Raw genomic sequence first — 21,636 nt, forward strand, 5'->3', positions numbered from 1 at the left:
TTAAGTCAACTCCTCAATATCATCCCACTCTAACTCGTCTAAAAAGTCTTCATCTTCTTCCATTGCCTTGTAATCAACCTTTTCATTGTTGCAAAACCAATTAAACTCACAGTATTTACAGCTTTTTTTGTAAAGAACTTTATCAAAGTTAGAGTAATCGTACTCTAGTATTTTTTTAATTTTCTCCTTTAACTGTTTTTCAAAGTTTGAGTGCATCATATCGCTATAGTTTATTTCAGCCAGCACCCTTTTAGGCTCAGGCTGCCAATAGTACATATTTATATTTTCACTTGGAATTTCTCTTCCTGTCAAAAGTTTTATCTCTTCTTTCAAAACATAGAGATAAACAACTGTTTGAAGGCTTCTTTCAAGTCGTATTCTTTGAAATTTTTCATCTTTTTTAGAATTCTCTTTATCCTTAACATGTGTTTTCCAATCCCAAACTTCAATTCTATCTTTATCTATAATAATCAAATCATAATTTGCCTCAAGCCTTAAAACTCCTTTAGACATTCTTAGTTTATACTCTGGAAAATACCTTTTTGAATCCTCCTTTTCAAAACTTCTCATAAGAGAAGATACCCACCTGTCTAGTTCTTCGTAGCCTTCCACATCCTCTGTAAGTCCTGGTTCTATCCCTTGAAAGTACCTATATGCCATAAGATGAAAGTTGTTTCCCATCTCAAGCCTTTTTCTAACCTCTTCTCCTAAATAATTATCCCATTTTAAATTCTCTAAATATCTTTTTTTGAATTTCAAAGGGCATTTGTCAAAAGTTGAAAGGGAGTGTTGAGTAAATAAAAAATAGTTTTCAAATCTTAAATCATTCACCATTTACTTCCCACCTCCTCAATATATTTTTCAAGCTCTAAAATATACTTAGAAGGAAGCACTTCACTTCTTTTACCTACATTGTGCTGGTGTGATGAAAAAAACAAGTACTCCTTTGCCCGGGTAATACCCACATATAAAAGTCTTGTTCTTTCTGAAATTGTCTCTAACTTAGACTTTAGTATTTGATTTTTTCCATCCCCTTCATTAAAAATCTTTTCCATTTCTGATTTCATTATTGCCTGGGGATTTTTAAACTTTTCTTTTAAAAACCAATACTCTCCTACAAATTTATCTTCAAGGGTAACGGGAAAATCTGAATTATTAATGCCTGTCAAGAAAACAATATCCCACTCAAGTCCCTTTGACTTATGATAAGTTGCCAAAGTAACCATTCCCGGTTTTGGTTCATACCCCTTTAGTTCCCATACTATCCCTGAAAAAAAGTTAAATATATTTTTAGGACTTAAAAGTTCTAGTGCAAGATCGTTAAGCTTCCAGTGAGGATCTTGGCTCATAAGATACCTTACATCTCCTGCAACCTTTTGTGCTATCGCCCTCTCTTCTCTGTCAAACTTTAATTTTTCAGATATAAACAAAATAAGCTTTTCTACAATGGCATTTGGAAACTCTAGAAGTTCCCTCATCATATCCATGCTGTCTACAAAATCTGACCATATATCAGTCTTTAACAATTCTTTTGGTATTTCTGAAATTTCAATCTCCCCTGCAACTGGATAAAGAAGCTTTTCTACAGGATACTTTTTTAAAAAATCCTTAAGTTGCTCCTTTTGGTCTTTTGTCTTTTCTTCCCCTTCGTCTTCAACTTCTTCACTCTTCTCATCATAGGAATCTGTTAAAAAACACTCATTTAACATATCAAAAAGCTTCATTCCACTTTCAGGTAGCGAAATAAAATCAATCACTCGTCCAAGCTTTCTAACAGTCTTATTTTTTTCACTAGAAGTATTCTCAAGCTGTTCATAGGGTATTTTTTTAGCCTCTAGCATATTTAATATTACTCCCATTCTCCAAGCAGCAGGAACTAAAATTGAAATGGACTTATCGGGATATTTTTTTAACATGTGCGCAGTTTGAGTTACAACTGCCCTTGCTTCATCTTCCCAAGAATCAAATATAGCAGCCTTTATTCCATATTCGTCTATTTTAGGATTTGGCATTTCATCATTTTCATCAACTGGTTCTATGTACTGGGGAAGAAGACTTTCCCTGCAATCTGAAACTGGATGTTGTTCTCTTACATATCCTACAAAGTAGTTTGCCAAATCAATTATCTCTTTTGTATTTCTGCTGGACTGGGTAATTTTATATACAGTTGTGGAAGGGTCTTCACAAAAGCTTTTAAAGAGTGTAAAATCACTGCTGCTAAAGCTTCCACAAATAGCCTGATTACTGTCTCCCACCCTTAAAAGATTTCCATTTGAAATCATTTGTAATATTTCACTTTGAATATAATTAGAATCCTGTGCCTCATCTTCGCAGACAAAGGAATATGTCTTCCTGTATTTTTCTAAGAGGTGTTCATCTTCTACAAGCATTTTCTTTGCATTGTAAAGCATGTCATCAAAATCTAAAAATCCTCCAATTTTAAGCTTCCTGTCATATATCTCATATATTTGACATGCCCAGTTTAGTATAGATTCTTTGGGGATATTTTTGCACAACTTCTTTGCATCTCTAGAAGTTATTCCACGTAGTTTAAAGTCACCTATAGCAGAGAGCATTATGCTACACAGCCTGTCTTGCCAGTTTTTGTGAATTCTTCCAGCTTTCCCAGCACCTAAACCATCTATATCTAAATACATCTTAAATTCTCTTTCATTATGTCTTTTCCATTCATCAATTGCACTTGAAATTAAATGTATTTTTGAAACCCCATCAATTACATTAAATTCCTCATTGGTAACCACAAGATCAGGCTTTTCCTTTATTATTTGAAGGCAAAGACCATGTATTGTAGATACAAAATAATCTTTTGTACCTAAAATATCTTTTTTTTGAAGTTCTGACGCAATTCTTTGTTTAAAATTATTAACTGCACTGTTCATATATGTAACAATCAGTATCTTTCCAGGCTTATTAATACCCTTAGTTATCATTTCAACTGCCCAGTGGGACAGACAATAAGTTTTTCCTCCACCAGGAATTGCAGGTATTGCACAATATCCACCCCTATACTGTTCTACCAGCTCTTTTTGTCCTTTTCTAAGTCCCATAATCCCCCTCCGAAACCTTGCTTTTAAAGACGTATTAGCCCCACATTATCAAGCTACAATTATTTTGCTAATATTAAAGCACTAGACCTAGCACTCCTACAATAATGCAAATAACGCCACCTATACGTGTTGCTAAAAGATTACCTTTAGATGGCTCTGCAAATTCATAAGATTCAACCCTTTCTGAAATTATTAATAAAATTTTAGGAAGAAATATCATAACAAAACCAAATAGTATAAGTAAAATTCTCAAAAACACTTACCTCCTTTAACTTCAATATTTTCCTTTTAGGATTTAATCATCTCTTCAAGAAATCCTGACAAAATTCCTTTTTCATTAAATTTAAAAAACTCTTCTCTCTTCAAAGCTCTTAAGTATATTTTCAAATGCCGAGACAGTTTTTAAATTCCTCAAATCTTTACCATATGAAAAGTAATTACCTAAACTGTTTCAACCTTTACTTCTTTGCCTTTAAACGCAATACCTATTTTGACAATATCATTAATTCCAAGACCCTTTAATTCTTCATCATACTTTTTATCCTCTATCTGCTTTAAGGCAGCTTCAAGAGCTGTTTGTATTGTTTCATTTTCATATTTATCTACTTTTTTAAACTCAATTATTATACCCTTTTTACTTTTATCCTTTGGTATAATCATAACATCATATCTTCCATAGCCTGATTCTCTATTTGACTTTATATCATATTCCTTGTCTATATATACAAGCATTCCAAGTACAAATGCATGATAAAAACTTTCTGCTCTGTCTTCCCCCACATCATTATAGCTTAAAACATTCCTGACTGTTCGAGCAAAAATCTCATAAAATGTATAAATATCTCCTGAAAGCAAAGCTTTTAGCATTTCATTTACACTTCCACCTTTTATCGTCTCATCAAACCAATTTTCTAAAATATTTCTAAAAAAGTAGTATACCTCTTTATTTGGTGCTTTGAGGTCACAGTAAACTCCTTCTTCTTTTAAATATAGCTTAACAGGTTTTAAATAACCACTCATAAGTATAAAAGACCATATACTTTTATCAGACTTTTTTATTTCGCTGTAAACTATATTTTCATCTATTTTTACATCATCAACAGTTCCACCTTCAATTATATTTTGAATGTTAAACTGTATACTTCTATCTCCAGTTGTTGCAAGCTCTTTTATAATTGCATTTCCACTTGTATTTATCCAGTAAGGCTTTAGTGTACCCTTATGTATATACATAACAATTGACCAAGGATTGTAAATAACTCTTTGATTTTTTTCCCCAAATAAATATCCATTATACCAGTCTCTGACTTTATCACCTTCTTGTATGCCATAATACTTTAAAATCTCTTCCACTTCACTTTGAGTAAATCCAAAATATTCACTATAATTGTCACTTAATATAGTGCACACATTTAAATTATTCATGTCACTGAATATACTTCCCCTCGCAACTCTAAAAATCCCTGTCAAAACACCCTTATGCAAATTTTTATTATTTTTAAAACCTGCACTCATAAAGGCTTTCATAAATTCTACCACTTCTTTCCAGTGTCCATGTATATACGCTTCATTTAAAATTGTGTCATACTCATCTAAAAGCACATAAGGCTTTTGCTTATGGTGCTTATAAAGCATTCTTGACAAAATCTCTATACTATTTATATAGTGCTCATCCTGAGCCTTATCAAGGGCTATCTTTTCAAAAAACTCTCTGTCAGCCAATGTCACTTCTTTAGAATCCATTAAATATAAATGCCTGTTAAATTCCACTTGAATTACATGTTTTATAAGTGCAAAATTCAAAGACCATTTACTTGTTTTTACATCTTTAAATGTCAAAGTTATAACAGGATATTTCCCCTGCTCTTTTCTATATTTATCGCCTTGAGCCCATATCTTATAACTTTCAAACATATAGCTGTTGTCTTTTTCACTTTTTTCAAAGTAGTAATTTAATAAAGACATGTTAAGTGTCTTTCCAAACCTTCTTGGGCGTGCAATTAAAATAATTTTAGAACTGTCATCAATTATTTCTTTTATAAATAGTGTCTTATCTACAAAATATAAATCTTCTTCAATTATTTTTTCAAAATCATCTACACCTACAGGTTGCCTTTTCATACTCATCACCCTTTAGTTTATTATTCATATGTTTATTATAACCTTATACCATCATAAGTTGCAATTCAAAACCCATATTATGTGTATTTAATTTTTCTTTAACTTTAATTTGAATAAATCTAAATAATTGTGTAGACTATATTTAGATTTATTATTTAGAAGTGGAGGAGTTTTTATGAAATTATTAAGTTTTGGGGTGGGGAAAAATGTTGTTGTATCTACTGTACTAATTTCCCTCTTTTTGAGTATGTTCAGTGTTTTTTTTACAACAAGTGCAAGGGCACAAGATGAGGCACATATCAAAATAACTTTGTATGGTGAGGGTCAACCTATAGAATCTGTAGAAGTACTAGACTTTGTATTTTTAGGCTTAAAAAAAGTTACTGGTGATGAAGAAAAAAATCTTAATTCTAGCCCAGATGTAAAATGGACATCCAGTAATACTGATGTTGCTACTGTAAGAGACAGAATTCTAAGTCCATTATCAGGAGGCAAAACAGTAATAACTGCTGAATATGAAGGTTATACTGACAGTATTGAAATAGAAGTTTTAGAAAAAGAAAAACTCGAAACCAATTTAAAGATATCTATAAGTGACACAACAGTAGAATATGTAGAGGGATTAGAAAATTATAGAGCATTGAGCTTAATGAAAGTTACTACTTACGGAGAAAAGAGCAAAGAAGATAGCATTGCAGATATTCATAGTATAGAATGGACATCCAGCAATACTGAAGTTGCTACCATGAGAGGCAGTATTATTGTTCCAGTATCAGAAGGCAAAACAGTTATAACTGCTGAATATGAAGGTTATACTGATAGTGTTGAAGTAGAGATAGTAAAAGCAGAATTGACTGAATTGACTTTTTTTAATGTAGAGGAAATGGAAGAAATAGATTTAACTTTATTTTTTAATAAAATCAGCCCCTATGGCTTAGGATCTAAGGTAAAAAGCGAAAGAGGATATGAATATTCATTATATACTGAAATACTTACTGACATTGAAGAACCTGTTTGGGAAGTAGATGATCCTGATATAGTTGATATTCAAGATGGCATACATGTGAAAAACATTTTTGCAAAAGCACCTGGTTCAACTACTATAACCTTAAAATACAAAGGCTTGGAAGAATCCATTAATGTTAATGTTACAAATCCAAAGGTAAAAGATATTAGTTTATCAAGAGAAAGAGTTGCAGTGCCTGTACCTAGAGCTTTTTCTCTAGATTTATATGCAACATTAGAAGACGGTTCAACAAAAAATATCTCAAGGATTGCAGAATGGTCATCAAGCGATATGTCAATTGCTACTGTAGTAACAGGTCTTCCTTATGCTGGTGAGACATCAATAAGGGAAAATGAAAAAGCTGTTATAACAGCTGAATATGAAGATTTTGTTGGTACTGTGGATGTGTTTGGTGTAACAGGTACGACAATTGAAATAACTGTAGATGCCCCTGTTATGGCAATAGAAGAATATTTGGCTGACAGTAAAGATGAAAAAGAAATAGATCCTGGAAGAGGTACTAAGCCTATAATCAGAAATGACAGAATGTTATTGCCTATTAGAACCGTAGTTGAAGAATTTGGAGGAGAAATAACATGGGATGATTCCACAAGGGAAGTTTCTATAACCATGTTTGATAAGAATATCGTTTTGACTATAGATAAATATGTGGCAGTAGTAAATGGAACAGTTGAAGAAATGGATGTGGAACCAATAATACATAATGATCGTACAATGCTGCCATTAAGATTTATTTCTGAAAACTTAGGTTTAAAGGTAGATTGGGAGCACGAAACTAGAACTGCTTCTATAACTGATTATGATTGGGAAGATCAAATTTAATGAACTCCTTTAGTAAAGCTAAACATCATGGCTTCATGTGGAGATTTTAATCTACATTATAAAAAATGGAGTATTGCAATAAGATTAAATAATTTAGAAACTAAAACAGCCTGAATCCTTTTATAAAAAAGATTCAGGCTGTTTTATACTTAACAATTAAACTGATTCAACTTTTACTTCTTTGCCTTTAAAGGCAATACCTATTTTGACAATATCATTAATTCCAAGACCCCTTAATTCCTCGTCATACTTTTTATCTTCTATCTGGTTTAAAGCAGCTTCTAAAGCTTTATCTATTGTTTCACCTCTTAAATCACTTGCCTTTTTAAACTCAATTATTATACCTTTTTTACTTTTATCCTTTGGTATAATCATTACATCATATCTTCCATAGCCTGATTCTCTATTTGACTTTATATCATATTCCTTGTCTATATATACAAGCATTCCAAGTACAAATGCATGATAAAAACTTTCTGCTCTATCTTCCCCCACATCATTATAGCTTAAAACATTCCTGACTGTTCGTGCAAAAATCTCATAAAATGTATAAATATCTCCTGAAAGCAAAGCTTTTAGCATTTCATTTACACTTCCACCTTTTATCGTCTCATCAAACCAATTTTCTAAAATATTTCTAAAAAAGTAGTATACCTCTTTATTTGGTGCTTTGAGGTCACAGTAAACACCTTCTTCTTTTAAATATAGCTTAACAGGTTTTAAATAACCACTCATAAGCATAAAAGACCATATACTTTTATCAGACTTTTTTATTTCGCTGTAAACTATATTTTCATCTATTTTTACATCATCAACAGTTCCACCTTCAATTATATTTTGAATGTTAAACTGTATATTCCTATCTCCCGTTGTTGCAAGCTCTTTTATAATTGCATTTCCACTGGTATTTATCCAGTAAGGCTTAAGTGTACCCTTATGTATATACATAACAATTGACCAAGGATTGTAAATAACTCTTTGATTTTTTTCCCCAAATAAATATCCATTATACCAGTCCTTAACCTTATCCCCTTCTTCTATTCCATAATACTTTAAAAGTTCCTCTACTTCACTTTGAGTAAATCCAAAATATTCACTATAATTGTCACTTAATATAGTGCACACATTTAAATTGTTCATGTCACTGAATATACTTTCCTTTGCCACTCTAAAAATGCCAGTCAATACCCCTTTGTATAAATTTGGATTGTTTTTAAAACCTGCACTCATAAAGGCTTTCATAAATTCTATTGATTCTTGCCAGTGTCCATGTATATACGCTTCATTTAAAATTGTGTCATACTCATCTAAAAGCACATAAGGCTTTTGCTTATGGTGCTTATAAAGCATCTTTGACAACAATTCTAAACTATTAGTATAGTCTTCTACACTACCCTCAGCAAAACATATTTTCTTAAATTCTTTTTTTTCGCTTTCAGTTATTTCTTTTGATTTTTCTAAATATAAATGCCTATTAAACTCTCCTTGTATTGCTTTTTTAATCAAACCTAAATTTATATCCCAACTACTTGTTTTTACATTTTTAAACGTCAACGTTATAACAGGATATTTCCCCTGCTCTTTTGTGTACTCTTCACCTTGTGACCATATCTTATATTTTTTAAACATATAGCTGTTGTCTTTTTCACTTTTTTCAAAGTAGTAATTTAATAAAGACATGTTAAGTGTCTTTCCAAACCTTCTTGGGCGTGCAATTAAAATAATTTTAGAACTGTCATCAATTATTTCTTTTATAAATAGTGTCTTATCTACAAAATATAAATCTTCTTCAATTATATCTGCAAAATTATCCACACCTACAGGTTGCCTTTTCATACTCATCACCCTTTAGTTTATTATTTATATGTTTATTATAACCTTATACCAGTATAAGTTGCAATTTAAAAGCTCATTTTATATAAGCAAAAGACTGTCAAATATTAATCTGACAGTCTAATCTTATTTGAGGGTTTATTGTCTTAAACTTAAAAATCTAAAATATTTAATACTTTATTTTTTTACCATTAAGTATATTTTACAAGTCATCTACTTTTTGCTTATTAGATCCATCCCTCTTCATTCTATGTAGATGCATTATAGCACTAGCTCCAAATGCTTTTAATTCTTGTATCTCCTCTAGGTCACGATCTAATACATACAAGTAAATCCAATCGTCTATTATATTTAATCTATTTGATAAACTGTCATCAATCTTTGTGATATCACTACCATCCATACGCATTTTGTGTAGTTGACCAAAATTACCTATTTTCCCCTCAGTTTTTGCTGTTGGAAAGAGAACAGTCTTACAAAAATAAATCCAATCATCTACTATATTTAAAGTTGTAACTGGTTTGTCAAAAATTTGTGTTTTGTTCTCCCCATCAATATCCATCCTATGTATCCCTGATTCATCACCGTACTTTATGTAATAAATCTTATCATCTACTACATTTATTGCACGTGATAGATCATTATTTAATTTTGTTCTATCACTTCCATTTGTTCTTATTTTATAAATATTCAAATTGTCATTTTTATTTGAATAATATATCCAATCTTCTACTGCATTTAAATATCTCGCCCTATCATCAGTCAATATCTCTTCATTACTTCCATCTATTTTCATTTTACCAATTCCATTACTAGAATAACTATAAATCCATTCTCCTACTATATTCATAGTCCCCCCCCATGTATCGCCTACCCTTTCAAATTCACTTCCATCAAGTCTTATTCTATAAATTCTATCATCATTAAAATAAATCCAATCTTCTATTATATTTATATTTATATTTCGAATATCTGGACTTAGGCTTAAATCTTCTTCCCATAATGTTGTTTTGCTACCATCAGATTTTAGTTTTTGTATACCTATACCAGTTTCAGTACCGTAAGCATGAACTATCAAATCTCCTCTTGATGAAACCAATCCACCATTTACTATATTACCAACACTGTTACCTCTCTCATCAGAATCTATTATAGATATTTCTGTTTCTTCCTCATCTTTCTCTTCATTAGTCGATTCTTCCTGTTCTTCATCAGATTCTTGAGCTTTAGAATTATCAACAGATGGTTTCACTTCTTTACCATCTTCACTATCTAACTCTATATTTCCACATCCCTGACTTAACAGCAAACCTGCTATTAATACACTCATCATCATTATCTTTAGTAAAACGTTTCTTGCAATGATTTTCTTTTTGATAAGCATTTATAAACCCTCCTGTTTTTAGATTAAAAACTTCTCAGGGATGAAATAATCATCCCTGAGATAATATCTTTTTATTTTGCCTTTTATAGCTTAGAACAAATTTTATTCAGCTTTTGAATCTGTTCTTTTTACTATAACCACTAAGCTTTAGAATTTTTCTCTTAATTCATCCCTTAGTTCTTCCATAGGAAAATATTGTCCTGGGCAATTGTTAGGAACAAATTCACCATGCCCTTTTACGTTATTAACATCTGTTATATTAAATTTCAACATGGCTTCATACACTCTTTCAACTAATGTGTCAAATTGTTCTCCCGGAAGTGGTTTATTATTTTTATGATAATCGCCTTCTACACATATTCCATATGATATTTTGTTGTTGGTTTGGTTTCCCGCATGTGCACCTCTGTAATCACCACGTCCAATAAATACACGTCCATTATTTTCAATATACTCATTATAACCAATTCCCAACCATTGGGCTCCAGAAGGTGGTGGCTCAACTGTGTAATAGTGATATGTATGACACTGATTTACAGTGTAGGACTCAGCAAGTGCGTGGTGTATTGAAATATATTTTACTTCACTAAAGTCTAATGGTGGCAAGCCTCTTCTTGATTCACCATGAGCTTGATCTGGTCTAAACATAAACTTTGGATCTAGCACTTCACCATAATAGCAGTCTTTACTTTTGTTAAAATTAACAACTACTGCCATTATGTCAAACATATTAACTGCACCATTGTTATACACATCTGCTTCTGGTTTGTATCCTTCTTCTCCTTTTTGTCTATTAAATGCTGGAACAAGAATCATAATGTCATTCATATTTATACCACCATCTGATGTAATATCACCTGCTAGTATTTCAATTGGATAATCTTCAATTCCTATTATAGTATGGTTGGCTTTAAGAAACTCTTCGTCTTCTTCTCCTGTGGGTTCCTGTTCAGTTACAACATTTTTAATAGTTCTATCTAAGTATCCATCTTTTGAAATAGTTATGTCAAGATTTCCTTGTGGAACATTATTTATTTCAAAATAACCACGTCTATTAGTTGTAGTACTAAGTCTTGTACCTCCTACAGACACTTCGAATCCATTGCTATCCAACTCAGGTCTGCAGGGTTTCACGTATCCCGAAATAGTGTGGTCATTGTTATTTGATAAAATCATTAGTGGCGAACTAAATGCACTTACTGTTGCTGCTGTTTCTGCTGTCTCAGGTACGTACTCAGGTAAATGACTATTTATAGTATTTTCTTCTGTGCTAATCATTTCATGTTCAGTAATTTCATTTTCATGCAATTCAAATATACTTGCCCCTATTACTGATGATTCATCTGAATGTTCAATGCCTATTATTGTTTTATTTTCTCTTAGTACTTCAAACTTTATTTTACCTAATATATTTCCACTTTCAACTATATTAGCACTTCTATAGTCGTCTAATGACATATATGTAGCACCAAAAGTCAAATATCCTTCATAACTGTCATTGTGTAAAATACCAATTGGATTATAATTCTCATTTGTTAAAACATCTCTATCCCATATCATCTCACCTTCAGTATTTTCTCCTGATGACGGAAACTCAGATATCATTTCCAAAAGATACCTTTGCAACAATACATAATCAGTTGAATCAACTACACCATCCCCATTAATATCAGCTACATAATAAAAATCTTCTTTCTCATCGTCAGAAACATCAAAATTATTCATTATATACCTATCTAATATTACTGCATCAGTTGAATCCACTACTCCATCTCCATTGACATCTCCTTTTAGTCTATTGCTTTCTACAGAAATTGATGATTTTGTTCTTCCACATTCATAAGGAGTTAAGTCTTCTTTAACAGGTCTCACTACATTCGAATCATATGAAAGCTTTATTTCATACCCAGAAAATGATGCTATGTTTTCAATTTCAGCTTCTACAGTTATTATATCGCCAACTGAAGCTGTTGTTTTATCAAAATTTATTGAAATTTCTGGTCTTGTACTTAAAGCCGCTACTCCAAATTCTTCAACAGGTTCTTCATTGAAAATAGGAGGTTCATTTAATAGAGTAGCAGTAGCATTTAGCCATCCTGATGAAGACACTTTACCTTTTAAGTTTTGTGATTTAGTTACATTTTTAAGTATCCTATCCTTAATCTCTTGTAAAGTTAAATTATCATCATGACTCTTTAATAGTGCTGCTACAGATGTAATATGAGGAACTGCAATTGATGAACCACTCATATATGCATATCTTTCATCAGTTGCAGTACTTATAATGGAAACCCCTGGTGCTACAATATCAACATTCTCTCCATAGCTTGAGAATTCTGAAAGTTCACCATTGTTATCTATTGCTGCAACAGATATAATATTGTCAAGTTCATGGGCTGCTGGATATATTGGAGCTCTTTTTGTACTTTTCCCTTGATTACCTGCTGGAAAAACAAAAAGTCCCTCTGTATTTGAGATTACATCTTTTAATGCCTGATTATAATGAGCTGTTCCCCAGCTACAATTAAATATTGATGCCCCCTTACTGGATGCATATTCAATAGCTTTAATTGCATCAGATGTTTTCCCTCTTGTTCCTTCCATAACCTTAATCGGTAAAATCGTCACATTTGGAGCTATTCCTGTTATACCATTTTCATTGTGAGATGCTGCAATTATGCCACTTATATGTGTACCATGCAAATCACCAACAGAACAATTATAAACATCATTTGTATTGTCTACAAAATTCCATCCATTTACATCATCAATTAAACCATTTCCATCAGTGTCTTCTCCATCTATACTTTCTTTGCCATCTATACTTTCTTTGCCATTAACAAATATGCTGTCTGAAAGTTCAGGATGATTTATATCAACACCAGTGTCTATTACTGCAACTACAACATCTTCCGAGCCTTTTGTAATATCCCAAGATTCTAGCACATTCATATCTATGTCTTCTATTCCTTCTTGCTCTAGAACAGTCTGACCATCATTTTCAATTGCCCATTGCTGCTCATAGTGTTCCATATGTGAAAACTCGTACGCACCTATAAGATAATCATGTTGTGCATATGAAACATTCGGGTGATTATTAAGATGGTTTAATAAAGACTTTATTGAAACCTCTTCACCAACTTCAATAGTCTCCATATTTAGTGAATCACTGATTCTATCAGTTTTGAAATTTACGATATCCATTTCAGAAACAACTTGATTTATCACTTGTTCAGACTTTTTAATATCTTCATATACAACTATTATGCTTTTAAATTCCTCATTTTCTTCTATTTCATTTGAGTAGTAGTTGTAATCTTCACTTATTTCCCTCCAGATACAATCATCTCGTCAAAATATTCTGACAGTATGCCGTCATTTTCATAGCCGTTGGCTGACAGTATGGATTCAAAAGTTATGAGCTTTTCACCACATCTTTTTAAAATTGACCTCATTAAAACTGCCAAATAGTGTTTTTGATTTTTTTCTTCAATATCTTCCGTATAAATATCTTCTGGATTCCAGGTCTTTGTAAGTACATGTAAGTTAGTTATTTCCTTTACACTCCTTGGTGTCCAGTTACTGCTGCTAAGGCTTGTAATGATAGTTACCTTGCTTTTCAAAGAACTTGCTAGATAGGCTACCGGCGTTGATAAAAGCACAAAATTGCCGCTAAGCTTTTCTTCTAATTCAAATATGCTCTCTGCTGACTTTATTCCCTTCCTTACCACATCGAGAAAATCCCTGCTGGCATTTCTGTCAAACCTTGAAACCACATCTACAAAAGACTGTGCACTGTCAATAAGTTTTTTTGCTTCAAGAATATCTCTTTGAGATACATCTTCTGAAATAAGTATCTCTAAAAAAACTTTCTGAAAAAACTCATTTATTTTAAGAGGTTCTTCCCTCTCTCTGTATTCCTTTATCCATTCTCTAATATATTCATATTTTTCAACATTATAATAACCCACTCTCTCTACAAGCCCCGGAAACTCTATATCAGGAAATTGAGCAAAAGGCCTTTGGCTTAATACCTCCCCTGCAAGCATGGAACTTCTCACAGGATCAATTTTTAAAACCACCCTTATGAGAGATTTAACATCGTCTCTTCCCGGCATAAAACCATATGTTGGGTGACATAGCTGAGCTAGCGTTATCAACCCTTGTGAAAAGGGATTGTCTATAACCCTGCTCTTTCTGGTAAGATTTTTAATTTCATATCCTCTCTTTTCTAACGCTCTTGCTATAACAAACTCTGTAACTGGATCTGCATAGTTTGAAATCACAACTATATCTGATGGCTTATAGCCTTTTTCATCAATAAGATGTATTATTCTCTCTCCCACATTCTCAAGCATCTCACTCCTGAGTTCAAGAGGTGGAACTCTTTCAATTTCAGGCCGCAGTTTAAACTTATTTGGCACTCCATTTTCTATACTCTCAAATAGCATGTCTGAAAACTCAGTCATAAATTCCTTGCATGTATGACATTCTTCTATTTCAATGTTATCTAATTTATCTATTAACTCTCTTTTTGTATATTTGTGATTGCTACCAAAAGCTTCCCCATAGCCACCTTCATGATTGTATCCTAAAAGGCAAGTTTTAAGCCCCGGCATCAGCATATTTATAAAATCCACTTCTGTAGGAACACATTCTTCTATATTATCCACAATAAGGTGGTCAATTCTTTTAAATAACTGCTCTTTATATGTAGAATCTTTTAAAAGATAATTATTATAAAGTTCTACAGCCATTCCAAAGTCAAATATTCCAAGCTCCATACAACGTTTTCTATATTTTTTTAAAATATCATCTGCTTCATCATACACACTCTTTTTTATTTCATCCTTTTTTTCTAAGGCAGAATACAGTCTCTTTCCTATTTCTTTGTGTGGAATATCTGAAATAGCAGCCCTTACAAGGTTTGAAGTAAGGTCAATTGCAAGGCGATCTGTAAAAGAGGTAACACCTTCAAATGCCCCCTTGTTTTGCCTTCTCCATTCAATAACTATGGATACTAAAAACTGAGCTGCCTCAAAGGTTAAAAAAACCGGTCTTACATCCTTATTTTTTATTTCATCACAATTTTTTAATAAGAGAGGATAATATGTCTTAATTTCTTCCTGTATAAATCCATAGTATGACGTCCTTAAAATAGCTCCTGAATGCTCAAGTATTGTTTTTGTTCTCCACTCTAATGACTGGGTTCTGTTTAAAAGGAGAATGAGTATTTTCTCACTAGGTATTTTAAGCTCTGACACCATGTATTTATATCTTTCCAACAACAAAGTGGACTTACCACTTCCAGTAGGTCCTTTTAAAATCAGTTTGGAATTATCCTCAGGTAAGTTTATGATCTTCTTTGCAAAATCATTAAATATAATAGTATATCCCTCCAAAAAAACTCAAATCTTTTCGTATATTATACCATTATGGGAATATTAATGAAAGAAAAAAATGAGGGTTTATAGCAGACCTTCTATAAAATTTAACAGTATTATATTTTCCAAAAAACAGTGTTTGTTTGGATGTATATTATTTAAGTTAAGAATAATGTGAATCAACATATTTATGTATGAGAAAAGTAATCAAATGGTTTATAAAATGGCATTAAAAAGCTAGAGAAAACCATCTCTAGCTTTTTAATGCCATTTTATTAATATATCATTGCATATAGTTTCTATCTTATTAAAAAATATCTTCCATGAGAAAACGTCCAATCATGGTACCCCAGTGTTCCCATGATCTGCGATCAGGGCCTGACCTCACTGCCAATTGTATATAATACTCACCTGGACGATCATTGTAGAAATCTGGATCAACAGTTGCTGTTACATAATATGCCCTCCTGTTATTAGGATCTTGGGTTACATTTACATCACTCGCCCAGTAACTGGCATGCATTCCACGACTTCTACGCATAGACTCAACATGGCTCAAACCAATTCTAAAATCGTCAGCATCTATAGCGTCTACGTGAATATTATGTACATATGCATCAATTTGTATTTTCCCATTATTTAATCCAGTAATAGAAACTTCATCCACAACATTAAGAAGTCCATCATATATCCAATTTGAATTTATGACCTTTAATTCTTGTCTAAAAATAATTCTGTTATTATTGTCCCTTGCAAATATCATGACTTTATAACGTCCTTCTTCTGGAAGCGTAATATCATTAAAGAAAATAGCTCCATCTTGTCCCCCTGAACTTGTAACTCTTACATCCGCCACTTGCCAAGGTTCATATGTCCCTGAACCAATAGAAGTCTCTTTTGAGGTAAATATTGTTGTCCTGTGTGGATCAACTCCATCACTAGAATTAAAATAAAACTTAAATTCCGATCCTCTAGTATATATTGCATTAACAAATCCATCATCGTGATAATAAGTCTGATATGTATCCATGGCAAGGTTAATACCACTTGACGTACTTGCAATAGCAATGTTAGAAATAAGTGAAACTACTAATACTGAAACAATTAAACTAGCGATAATCTTACTTTTTGTTTTTAGCATAATAAATCCCCCAATTATTTTTTAATCTAGATTTTTGCTTATTACTTTTTATGCAGATTATTGTAAAATCCAGATAAAAACATCAAATCTACATATAAAACAATAATTTGCACCTCCTATCATGAATATTTAATTAAATCCATTGTTGAAAATATTTTTTATATTTTTAATAATTAATAAAAATAGTAATTTATCAGTAAATATAAATATATCTTCAACAAAAAACTGATTTTATATATTGTATTTTATCATGCACAAAAAATAAAAATCGTTACTTTAGTCACTACTTTTATTTTTTATATCAATAAATATAATAATCAAAATACATTTCCCAAGATAGATTAAAGCACACAAAAAAATAAATGCCCGACATTACGCCAAGGCATTTATTAGGGGGTTAAAATGTATTTTGTGAGGTCATTTAAAGTATTAACCTATTATTGATTATTTATTCAATAATTTATAAGTTTTTTATTATATTATTCTAAATCACCAATTATTGATATTTGTCCTCACTAACTTAATGTCTGTTTTTTCACCGAACCAACCTTTTTATGTATTATATTTAAAGTATTGTATGTTTGCAGATAAACTCATAACAATTATTTCTAATATTAAATTATAATTTTAAAATTTAATGAATAGGTATAATAGAATGATTTATTTGTTTTAGATTAAATACTAAAAAGGAAAGGGTTTTTTTATGAAATCTATTTGTTTTATAACTCTTCAAAAAAAGCACATTGTCCGTTCAATTATTATTATTTCGCTTATAATTTTAACTATATTAGCAATCAGCATTTTTGCATTAGTAAAAAAAAGTCCTCCTTTTTCACCTGTATTAGATGGTGAAATAAGTGAACAAAATGATACCACAAGGACAGGGAAGCTTGCGATAGTAATAGATGATTTTGGGTCAAGTCGTGATGGTGTTGAAGAAATGATGTCTATAGAAAAACCTTTAACTTTTGCTGTTATGCCTTTTCTCCCCCATTCAGAAATAGATGCAAAAAACGCCCATGATAAAGGTTATGAAGTAATTGTACACCTTCCTATGGAACCGTATCACGGTAAAAAAAGCTGGCTTGGCCCAAAACCTGTAATGTCAGATATGGATACCTTAGACGTTATGGAAATCGTAAGAGATTCAATTGAAAACATTCCTTATGCAAAGGGATTAAACAATCACATGGGCTCTAAAGCTACCAGCAATGAAAAAATAGTATCTGGTATAATGGACGTTTTAAAAGAAAAAGAACTTTATTTTTTAGACAGCCTCACAACTGATTCTCCCGTAGGTGAAAAAATAGCAGAAGAAAAAAGTATAACTTACTACCAAAGAGATATTTTTTTGGACGGCCAAAAGCCAAAAAATCATATAAAAAACCAGCTTAAAAAAGCTGGTGAAATAGCATTAGAAAAAGAATACGCAGTTGCAATAGGTCATGTTGGAATGGAAGGTGGCAAAGTCACAGCAGAAGCAATCAGTGATATGATACCTGAATTTGATAAAAATAACATACAATTAGTTTTTGTCTCTGACCTTCATAATTGATATCATAATGCAGGCAAACCTTTCCTACTTCCACCTTATCTCGTTCTATGACTCCACCTGAAGCCTCGATCTTTAGCTTTAGCTAAACGAGTTCACTATTTCGACCATCTTTTTATACTAAAGATGGCGTATTTTTTTGATTATCTATATCTAATTTAAAATCGCAAGAATTAACAACCAAGTCCTTGGAATTTTTTTCAGGACAATACTCAATATTACATTGAAGTCCAGTGCTTGAATTATAAATATGTCTTGGTACAGTAACGTAAAGAAATTTATAAAGCCGCATTCTCTGCTCTAATGACAACTCATCAAATTTAAGTCCAATATTTTTATGACCATCTTCTGATGCTTTTTTATATTCAATATGTCCCTTTAAATTCAATATACCATCAGGTAAACATACCCTCACATTGCTTTTGTTTGTTGTAATATTTTCATCTAAATCTTCTAATCCAATTCCTCTATTGGATATATCTTTCACACTGGCATTTAACTGAGTTCCTGTCAATTCCACAACTCTACTGTCTAAATGCACATGAAATCTATATCCATTTCTATAATAATCTCTTTTTAAAACATTAAGCAAAGTCAAAAGTAATAGATATCCGTTAAGACCTGCCCATAATACCGCAACAACTGCACTAACTTTTGAAGAATAATTTATAAATGTTTCCCCTATAAGATTTATAATCCCAAAAGAAAAAGATAAAACCACAACAGCAAAAACAATAATATGCAAAAATACTTCGTGACGTTCTTTTACTTTAATGGAACTCTCAACTGACTTTGGGGTAACTCTAAAAGACAGTTTCTTTGAAAAAAACAAACTAAATGATGCTCTTATAAAGGTAAACATTTTAAGAATATTATACTCTTCTACAGGAACATATTTAAAATAACCTCGTCCTAACGCCTTATTACTAAGTATAAGAAGTAAAAAATAAGGTGCCCAGTGAATAAAAAATTCATAACCACTTGTCAATTTAAAAGGCAATATACCTGTAAATAACACTATTACAGGAACCATTATATAAATTAACTTTTGATAAGATTCAAAGTAAGTAAAAATTGCGGAAAAATGAGCTAAACGCTGTTTTATAGTTAGTCCCGGTACAATTAGAGGATTGTTTTTACTCTTTAAAATTTTCATTGCCCCCTGTGCCCAGCGTAATCTTTGAAGATTAAAAGCATGGATAGACTGAGGGGCAATTCCAAAAGCTAAAACCTCATTATGATATTGTATTTTCCAGCCTTTAGAGTTTAACTTAATTGAAGTAAGAAAATCCTCTGTAATACTTTCTGTTGCCACTCCACCTACATTTTCTAAAGCTTCCCTTCTAACTATCGAAGGACTTCCACACCAAAAGGCAGCATTAATAGAATTCCTCCCTGGTTGAATGACATGGTAAAATAGCTGTTGTTCATGCCAATTAGAATTATTTTTTGGATGTTGAACAGAATCTAAATTGTAAAACTCTTGAGGCATTTGCACAATAGCAGTTTTTGAGTCTTTAAAATAACCTAAAGTTTTTTCAATAAAATCTGGCTGGGGAACCATATCTGCATCTAATATTACAATAAACTCACCACTTGTTTTTTTCAATGCCTCATTTATATTTCCAGCCTTTGCATTCTTATTATCCTCTCTTGTAATATACTCGCAACCTAACTGTTTAGAAAGCTCAAACACCTCACTTCTTCGCCCATCATCTAAAACATAAGTTTTATGCTCGTAATTCATGTTAATTGCTCCAATCAGCGTCGCCTCTAGGACTTCTATATCTTCATTATATGTAGGAACAAAAACGTCAACACTTCTATTTTTTAAAGGTGTTACCCTCTCCTCTTTTTTTATATCTTTAGTCATTAGTGCAAATAAAAAGTAGTTAACAATCCCGTACAACTCCCCAAAAAGTAAAACTAATGAAAATAATAAAGCTGAATGGTTAATAGTTCTTGTAATACGCCAGAACAAATAGTAAGCTATGTAAATTCCCGTAATTGCAATAATAAACTTAATGGCTTTATCACTATAAATATTAGACATATAATCACTCCCTTTAAAAGTTATAATTTGTTTTTTCAATAAAATACTGCTTGTTTAAACTCTAGTTCTCTACACTATTTTAATTGCTACCCATAAAAATTAATTGTTAATCAAAAATCTGATTCTAACAGGTGTATGTCATTTATGTAAATAAAAATATAGAAGAAATATTATGGAGTAAATCATAACCTTTAGTAATAAACTGTGTTAATAAGGAAATATTATATATAACTGCAAATATAACATTTTTAATATTTAAAAATCATAAAGGGATGGTGAACATTTTGACAAAGCCCCAGTCTATAAGTATAACTAAGCCCATAAGTGAAGATTTGCCTGAAGAAAAATTTAATGAGCTCGAGACATTTATTGACGGTATGGAAACTACTAAAGGAGCATTAATTGAAATACTCCATAAAGCTCAACAAATATTTGGCTATCTTCCCAGAGATGTACAGCTTTATGTAGCAAGAAAGCTGGGTATTCCAGGAGCAGAAGTTTTTGGTGTGGTAAGCTTCTACTCATATTTTACTACAAAACCAGGTGGAAAACACACTATCAGTGTGTGTATGGGAACTGCATGCTTTGTAAGAGGTGCAGATAAAATTTTAGAAAGGTTAAAAGAAAAGCTGGATATTGAGTCTAACGAAATAACAAAAGACGGTCTTTTTACTCTAAAAGATGTTCGGTGTGTTGGAGCATGTGGACTTGCCCCTGTTGTTATGGTAGATGACAAGGTATATGGACGTGTAAAAGAAGATGATTTAGACGATATTATAAAATCTTATAAACAAGAATAATGGGTTATATAAGTCAATAGGAAAATTTTAAAATCAGGAGGTGTAATATGAAAATAAAATCACTAGAAGAGCTGCAAAAAATACGAGAAGAACATGAAAATAAAATAAGTTTAAGAGATACCGGAGACGACACAGGCGATAAAATTGAAATACTTATAGGGATGGCAACCTGTGGTATTTCTTCAGGTGCAAGAGAAACCCTTAATACCTTTGCAGAAGAAATAGCACGAAATAAACTTGATAACGTAAAGATTGTAACTGTTGGATGCATTGGATACTGTCACTCAGAACCTGTTGTACAGCTAAATGTGCCTGGACAAGCCCCTGTACTATATGGAAATGTAAAAAAAGATAAAGTCCCTCTAATAGTAAATAATCACATAAAGCAGGGGAAGCCGGTGGAAAATTTAATACTCAAAGTAGATTTTGAAAGAGCGTAATTTAGTATCCT

14 protein-coding genes are annotated in these 21,636 nt (G+C 31.8%); 4 read left to right on the forward strand and 10 right to left on the reverse strand.

From position 1 onward, the window contains the following. The 4 genes from RBH29_RS11430 to RBH29_RS11445 all read right to left on the reverse strand — a co-directional run bounded on the left by RBH29_RS11430 (nt 1) and on the right by RBH29_RS11445 (nt 5,189). A complete protein-coding gene (locus RBH29_RS11430) occupies nt 1-834 on the reverse strand; it encodes a PD-(D/E)XK nuclease family protein (protein ID WP_306696959.1) in 834 nt (277 codons plus the stop codon). After that, nucleotides 828-3,068, reverse strand: coding sequence for an ATP-dependent helicase (locus RBH29_RS11435; protein ID WP_306696960.1), 2,241 nt, complete (start codon nt 3,066-3,068; stop codon nt 828-830). Before RBH29_RS11435 ends, RBH29_RS11430 begins: the two co-directional genes overlap by 7 nt. A gap of 73 nt (nt 3,069-3,141) precedes the next feature. Further along, the gene (locus tag RBH29_RS11440; protein WP_306696961.1) at nt 3,142-3,321 is read right to left on the reverse strand and encodes a DUF6199 family natural product biosynthesis protein; all 180 of its coding nucleotides are present in this window, start codon (nt 3,319-3,321) and stop codon (nt 3,142-3,144) included. Between the two features lie 188 nt (nt 3,322-3,509). Continuing rightward, entirely contained in the window at nt 3,510-5,189 is a 1,680-nt protein-coding gene (locus RBH29_RS11445) for an AAA family ATPase (RefSeq protein ID WP_306696962.1), read from the reverse strand. 175 nt (nt 5,190-5,364) lie between these two features. Here RBH29_RS11445 and RBH29_RS11450 point away from each other — a divergent pair, with 175 nt between their 5' ends. Then, nucleotides 5,365-7,038, forward strand: coding sequence for a stalk domain-containing protein (locus RBH29_RS11450; RefSeq protein ID WP_306696963.1), 1,674 nt, complete (start codon nt 5,365-5,367; stop codon nt 7,036-7,038). 156 nt (nt 7,039-7,194) lie between these two features. Here RBH29_RS11450 and RBH29_RS11455 read toward each other — a convergent pair whose 3' ends face one another. The 5 genes from RBH29_RS11455 to RBH29_RS11475 all read right to left on the reverse strand — a co-directional run bounded on the left by RBH29_RS11455 (nt 7,195) and on the right by RBH29_RS11475 (nt 16,780). Then, nucleotides 7,195-8,874 (reverse strand): AAA family ATPase, encoded by a 1,680-nt coding sequence (locus RBH29_RS11455; RefSeq protein ID WP_306696964.1) that lies wholly within the window; start codon nt 8,872-8,874, stop codon nt 7,195-7,197. A gap of 199 nt (nt 8,875-9,073) precedes the next feature. Continuing rightward, nucleotides 9,074-10,255 (reverse strand): DUF5050 domain-containing protein, encoded by a 1,182-nt coding sequence (locus RBH29_RS11460; RefSeq protein ID WP_306696965.1) that lies wholly within the window; start codon nt 10,253-10,255, stop codon nt 9,074-9,076. Between the two features lie 147 nt (nt 10,256-10,402). After that, nucleotides 10,403-13,483 (reverse strand): S8 family serine peptidase, encoded by a 3,081-nt coding sequence (locus tag RBH29_RS11465; protein WP_306696966.1) that lies wholly within the window; start codon nt 13,481-13,483, stop codon nt 10,403-10,405. Between the two features lie 95 nt (nt 13,484-13,578). Beyond that, nucleotides 13,579-15,657 (reverse strand): UvrD-helicase domain-containing protein, encoded by a 2,079-nt coding sequence (locus tag RBH29_RS11470; protein ID WP_306696967.1) that lies wholly within the window; start codon nt 15,655-15,657, stop codon nt 13,579-13,581. A 289-nt stretch (nt 15,658-15,946) separates the two neighbouring features. After that, the gene (locus tag RBH29_RS11475) at nt 15,947-16,780 is read right to left on the reverse strand and encodes a hypothetical protein (protein ID WP_306696968.1); all 834 of its coding nucleotides are present in this window, start codon (nt 16,778-16,780) and stop codon (nt 15,947-15,949) included. 703 nt (nt 16,781-17,483) lie between these two features. Between RBH29_RS11475 and RBH29_RS11480 the strand changes: the two genes are divergently transcribed. After that, nucleotides 17,484-18,335 carry a divergent polysaccharide deacetylase family protein gene (locus tag RBH29_RS11480; RefSeq protein WP_306696969.1) on the forward strand — a complete coding sequence of 284 codons (852 nt, stop codon included), beginning with the start codon at nt 17,484-17,486 and terminating at the stop codon, nt 18,333-18,335. Between the two features lie 112 nt (nt 18,336-18,447). On the opposite strand, the gene RBH29_RS11485 is transcribed toward RBH29_RS11480, so the two are convergent. Continuing rightward, entirely contained in the window at nt 18,448-20,385 is a 1,938-nt protein-coding gene (locus RBH29_RS11485; RefSeq protein WP_306696970.1) for a glycosyltransferase, read from the reverse strand. A 284-nt stretch (nt 20,386-20,669) separates the two neighbouring features. Here RBH29_RS11485 and RBH29_RS11490 point away from each other — a divergent pair, with 284 nt between their 5' ends. Next, complete coding sequence (locus RBH29_RS11490) at nt 20,670-21,185, forward strand: NADH-quinone oxidoreductase subunit NuoE family protein (RefSeq protein WP_306696971.1); 516 nt, start codon at nt 20,670-20,672, stop codon at nt 21,183-21,185. Between the two features lie 47 nt (nt 21,186-21,232). Beyond that, entirely contained in the window at nt 21,233-21,625 is a 393-nt protein-coding gene (locus RBH29_RS11495; RefSeq protein ID WP_306696972.1) for a (2Fe-2S) ferredoxin domain-containing protein, read from the forward strand. The last annotated feature ends 11 nt before the right edge of the window (nt 21,626-21,636 follow it).

The sequence above is a fragment of the Herbivorax alkaliphila genome (assembly GCF_030848475.1).
Lineage (GTDB): Bacteria > Bacillota > Clostridia > Acetivibrionales > Acetivibrionaceae > Herbivorax.

Bases quoted from the DNA above. Each gene is read 5' to 3' on its own strand.
- RBH29_RS11485 (WP_306696970.1), bottom strand. From the start codon at position 20,385: ATGTCTAATATTTATAGTGATAAAGCCATTAAGTTTATTATTGCAATT.
- RBH29_RS11455 (WP_306696964.1), bottom strand. From the start codon at position 8,874: ATGAAAAGGCAACCTGTAGGTGTGGATAATTTTGCAGATATAATTGAA.
- RBH29_RS11495 (WP_306696972.1), top strand. From the start codon at position 21,233: ATGAAAATAAAATCACTAGAAGAGCTGCAAAAAATACGAGAAGAACAT.
- RBH29_RS11450 (WP_306696963.1), top strand. From the start codon at position 5,365: ATGAAATTATTAAGTTTTGGGGTGGGGAAAAATGTTGTTGTATCTACT.
- RBH29_RS11435 (WP_306696960.1), bottom strand. From the start codon at position 3,068: ATGGGACTTAGAAAAGGACAAAAAGAGCTGGTAGAACAGTATAGGGGT.
- RBH29_RS11460 (WP_306696965.1), bottom strand. From the start codon at position 10,255: ATGCTTATCAAAAAGAAAATCATTGCAAGAAACGTTTTACTAAAGATA.
- RBH29_RS11475 (WP_306696968.1), bottom strand. From the start codon at position 16,780: ATGCTAAAAACAAAAAGTAAGATTATCGCTAGTTTAATTGTTTCAGTA.
- RBH29_RS11445 (WP_306696962.1), bottom strand. From the start codon at position 5,189: ATGAAAAGGCAACCTGTAGGTGTAGATGATTTTGAAAAAATAATTGAA.
- RBH29_RS11430 (WP_306696959.1), bottom strand. From the start codon at position 834: ATGGTGAATGATTTAAGATTTGAAAACTATTTTTTATTTACTCAACAC.
- RBH29_RS11480 (WP_306696969.1), top strand. From the start codon at position 17,484: ATGAAATCTATTTGTTTTATAACTCTTCAAAAAAAGCACATTGTCCGT.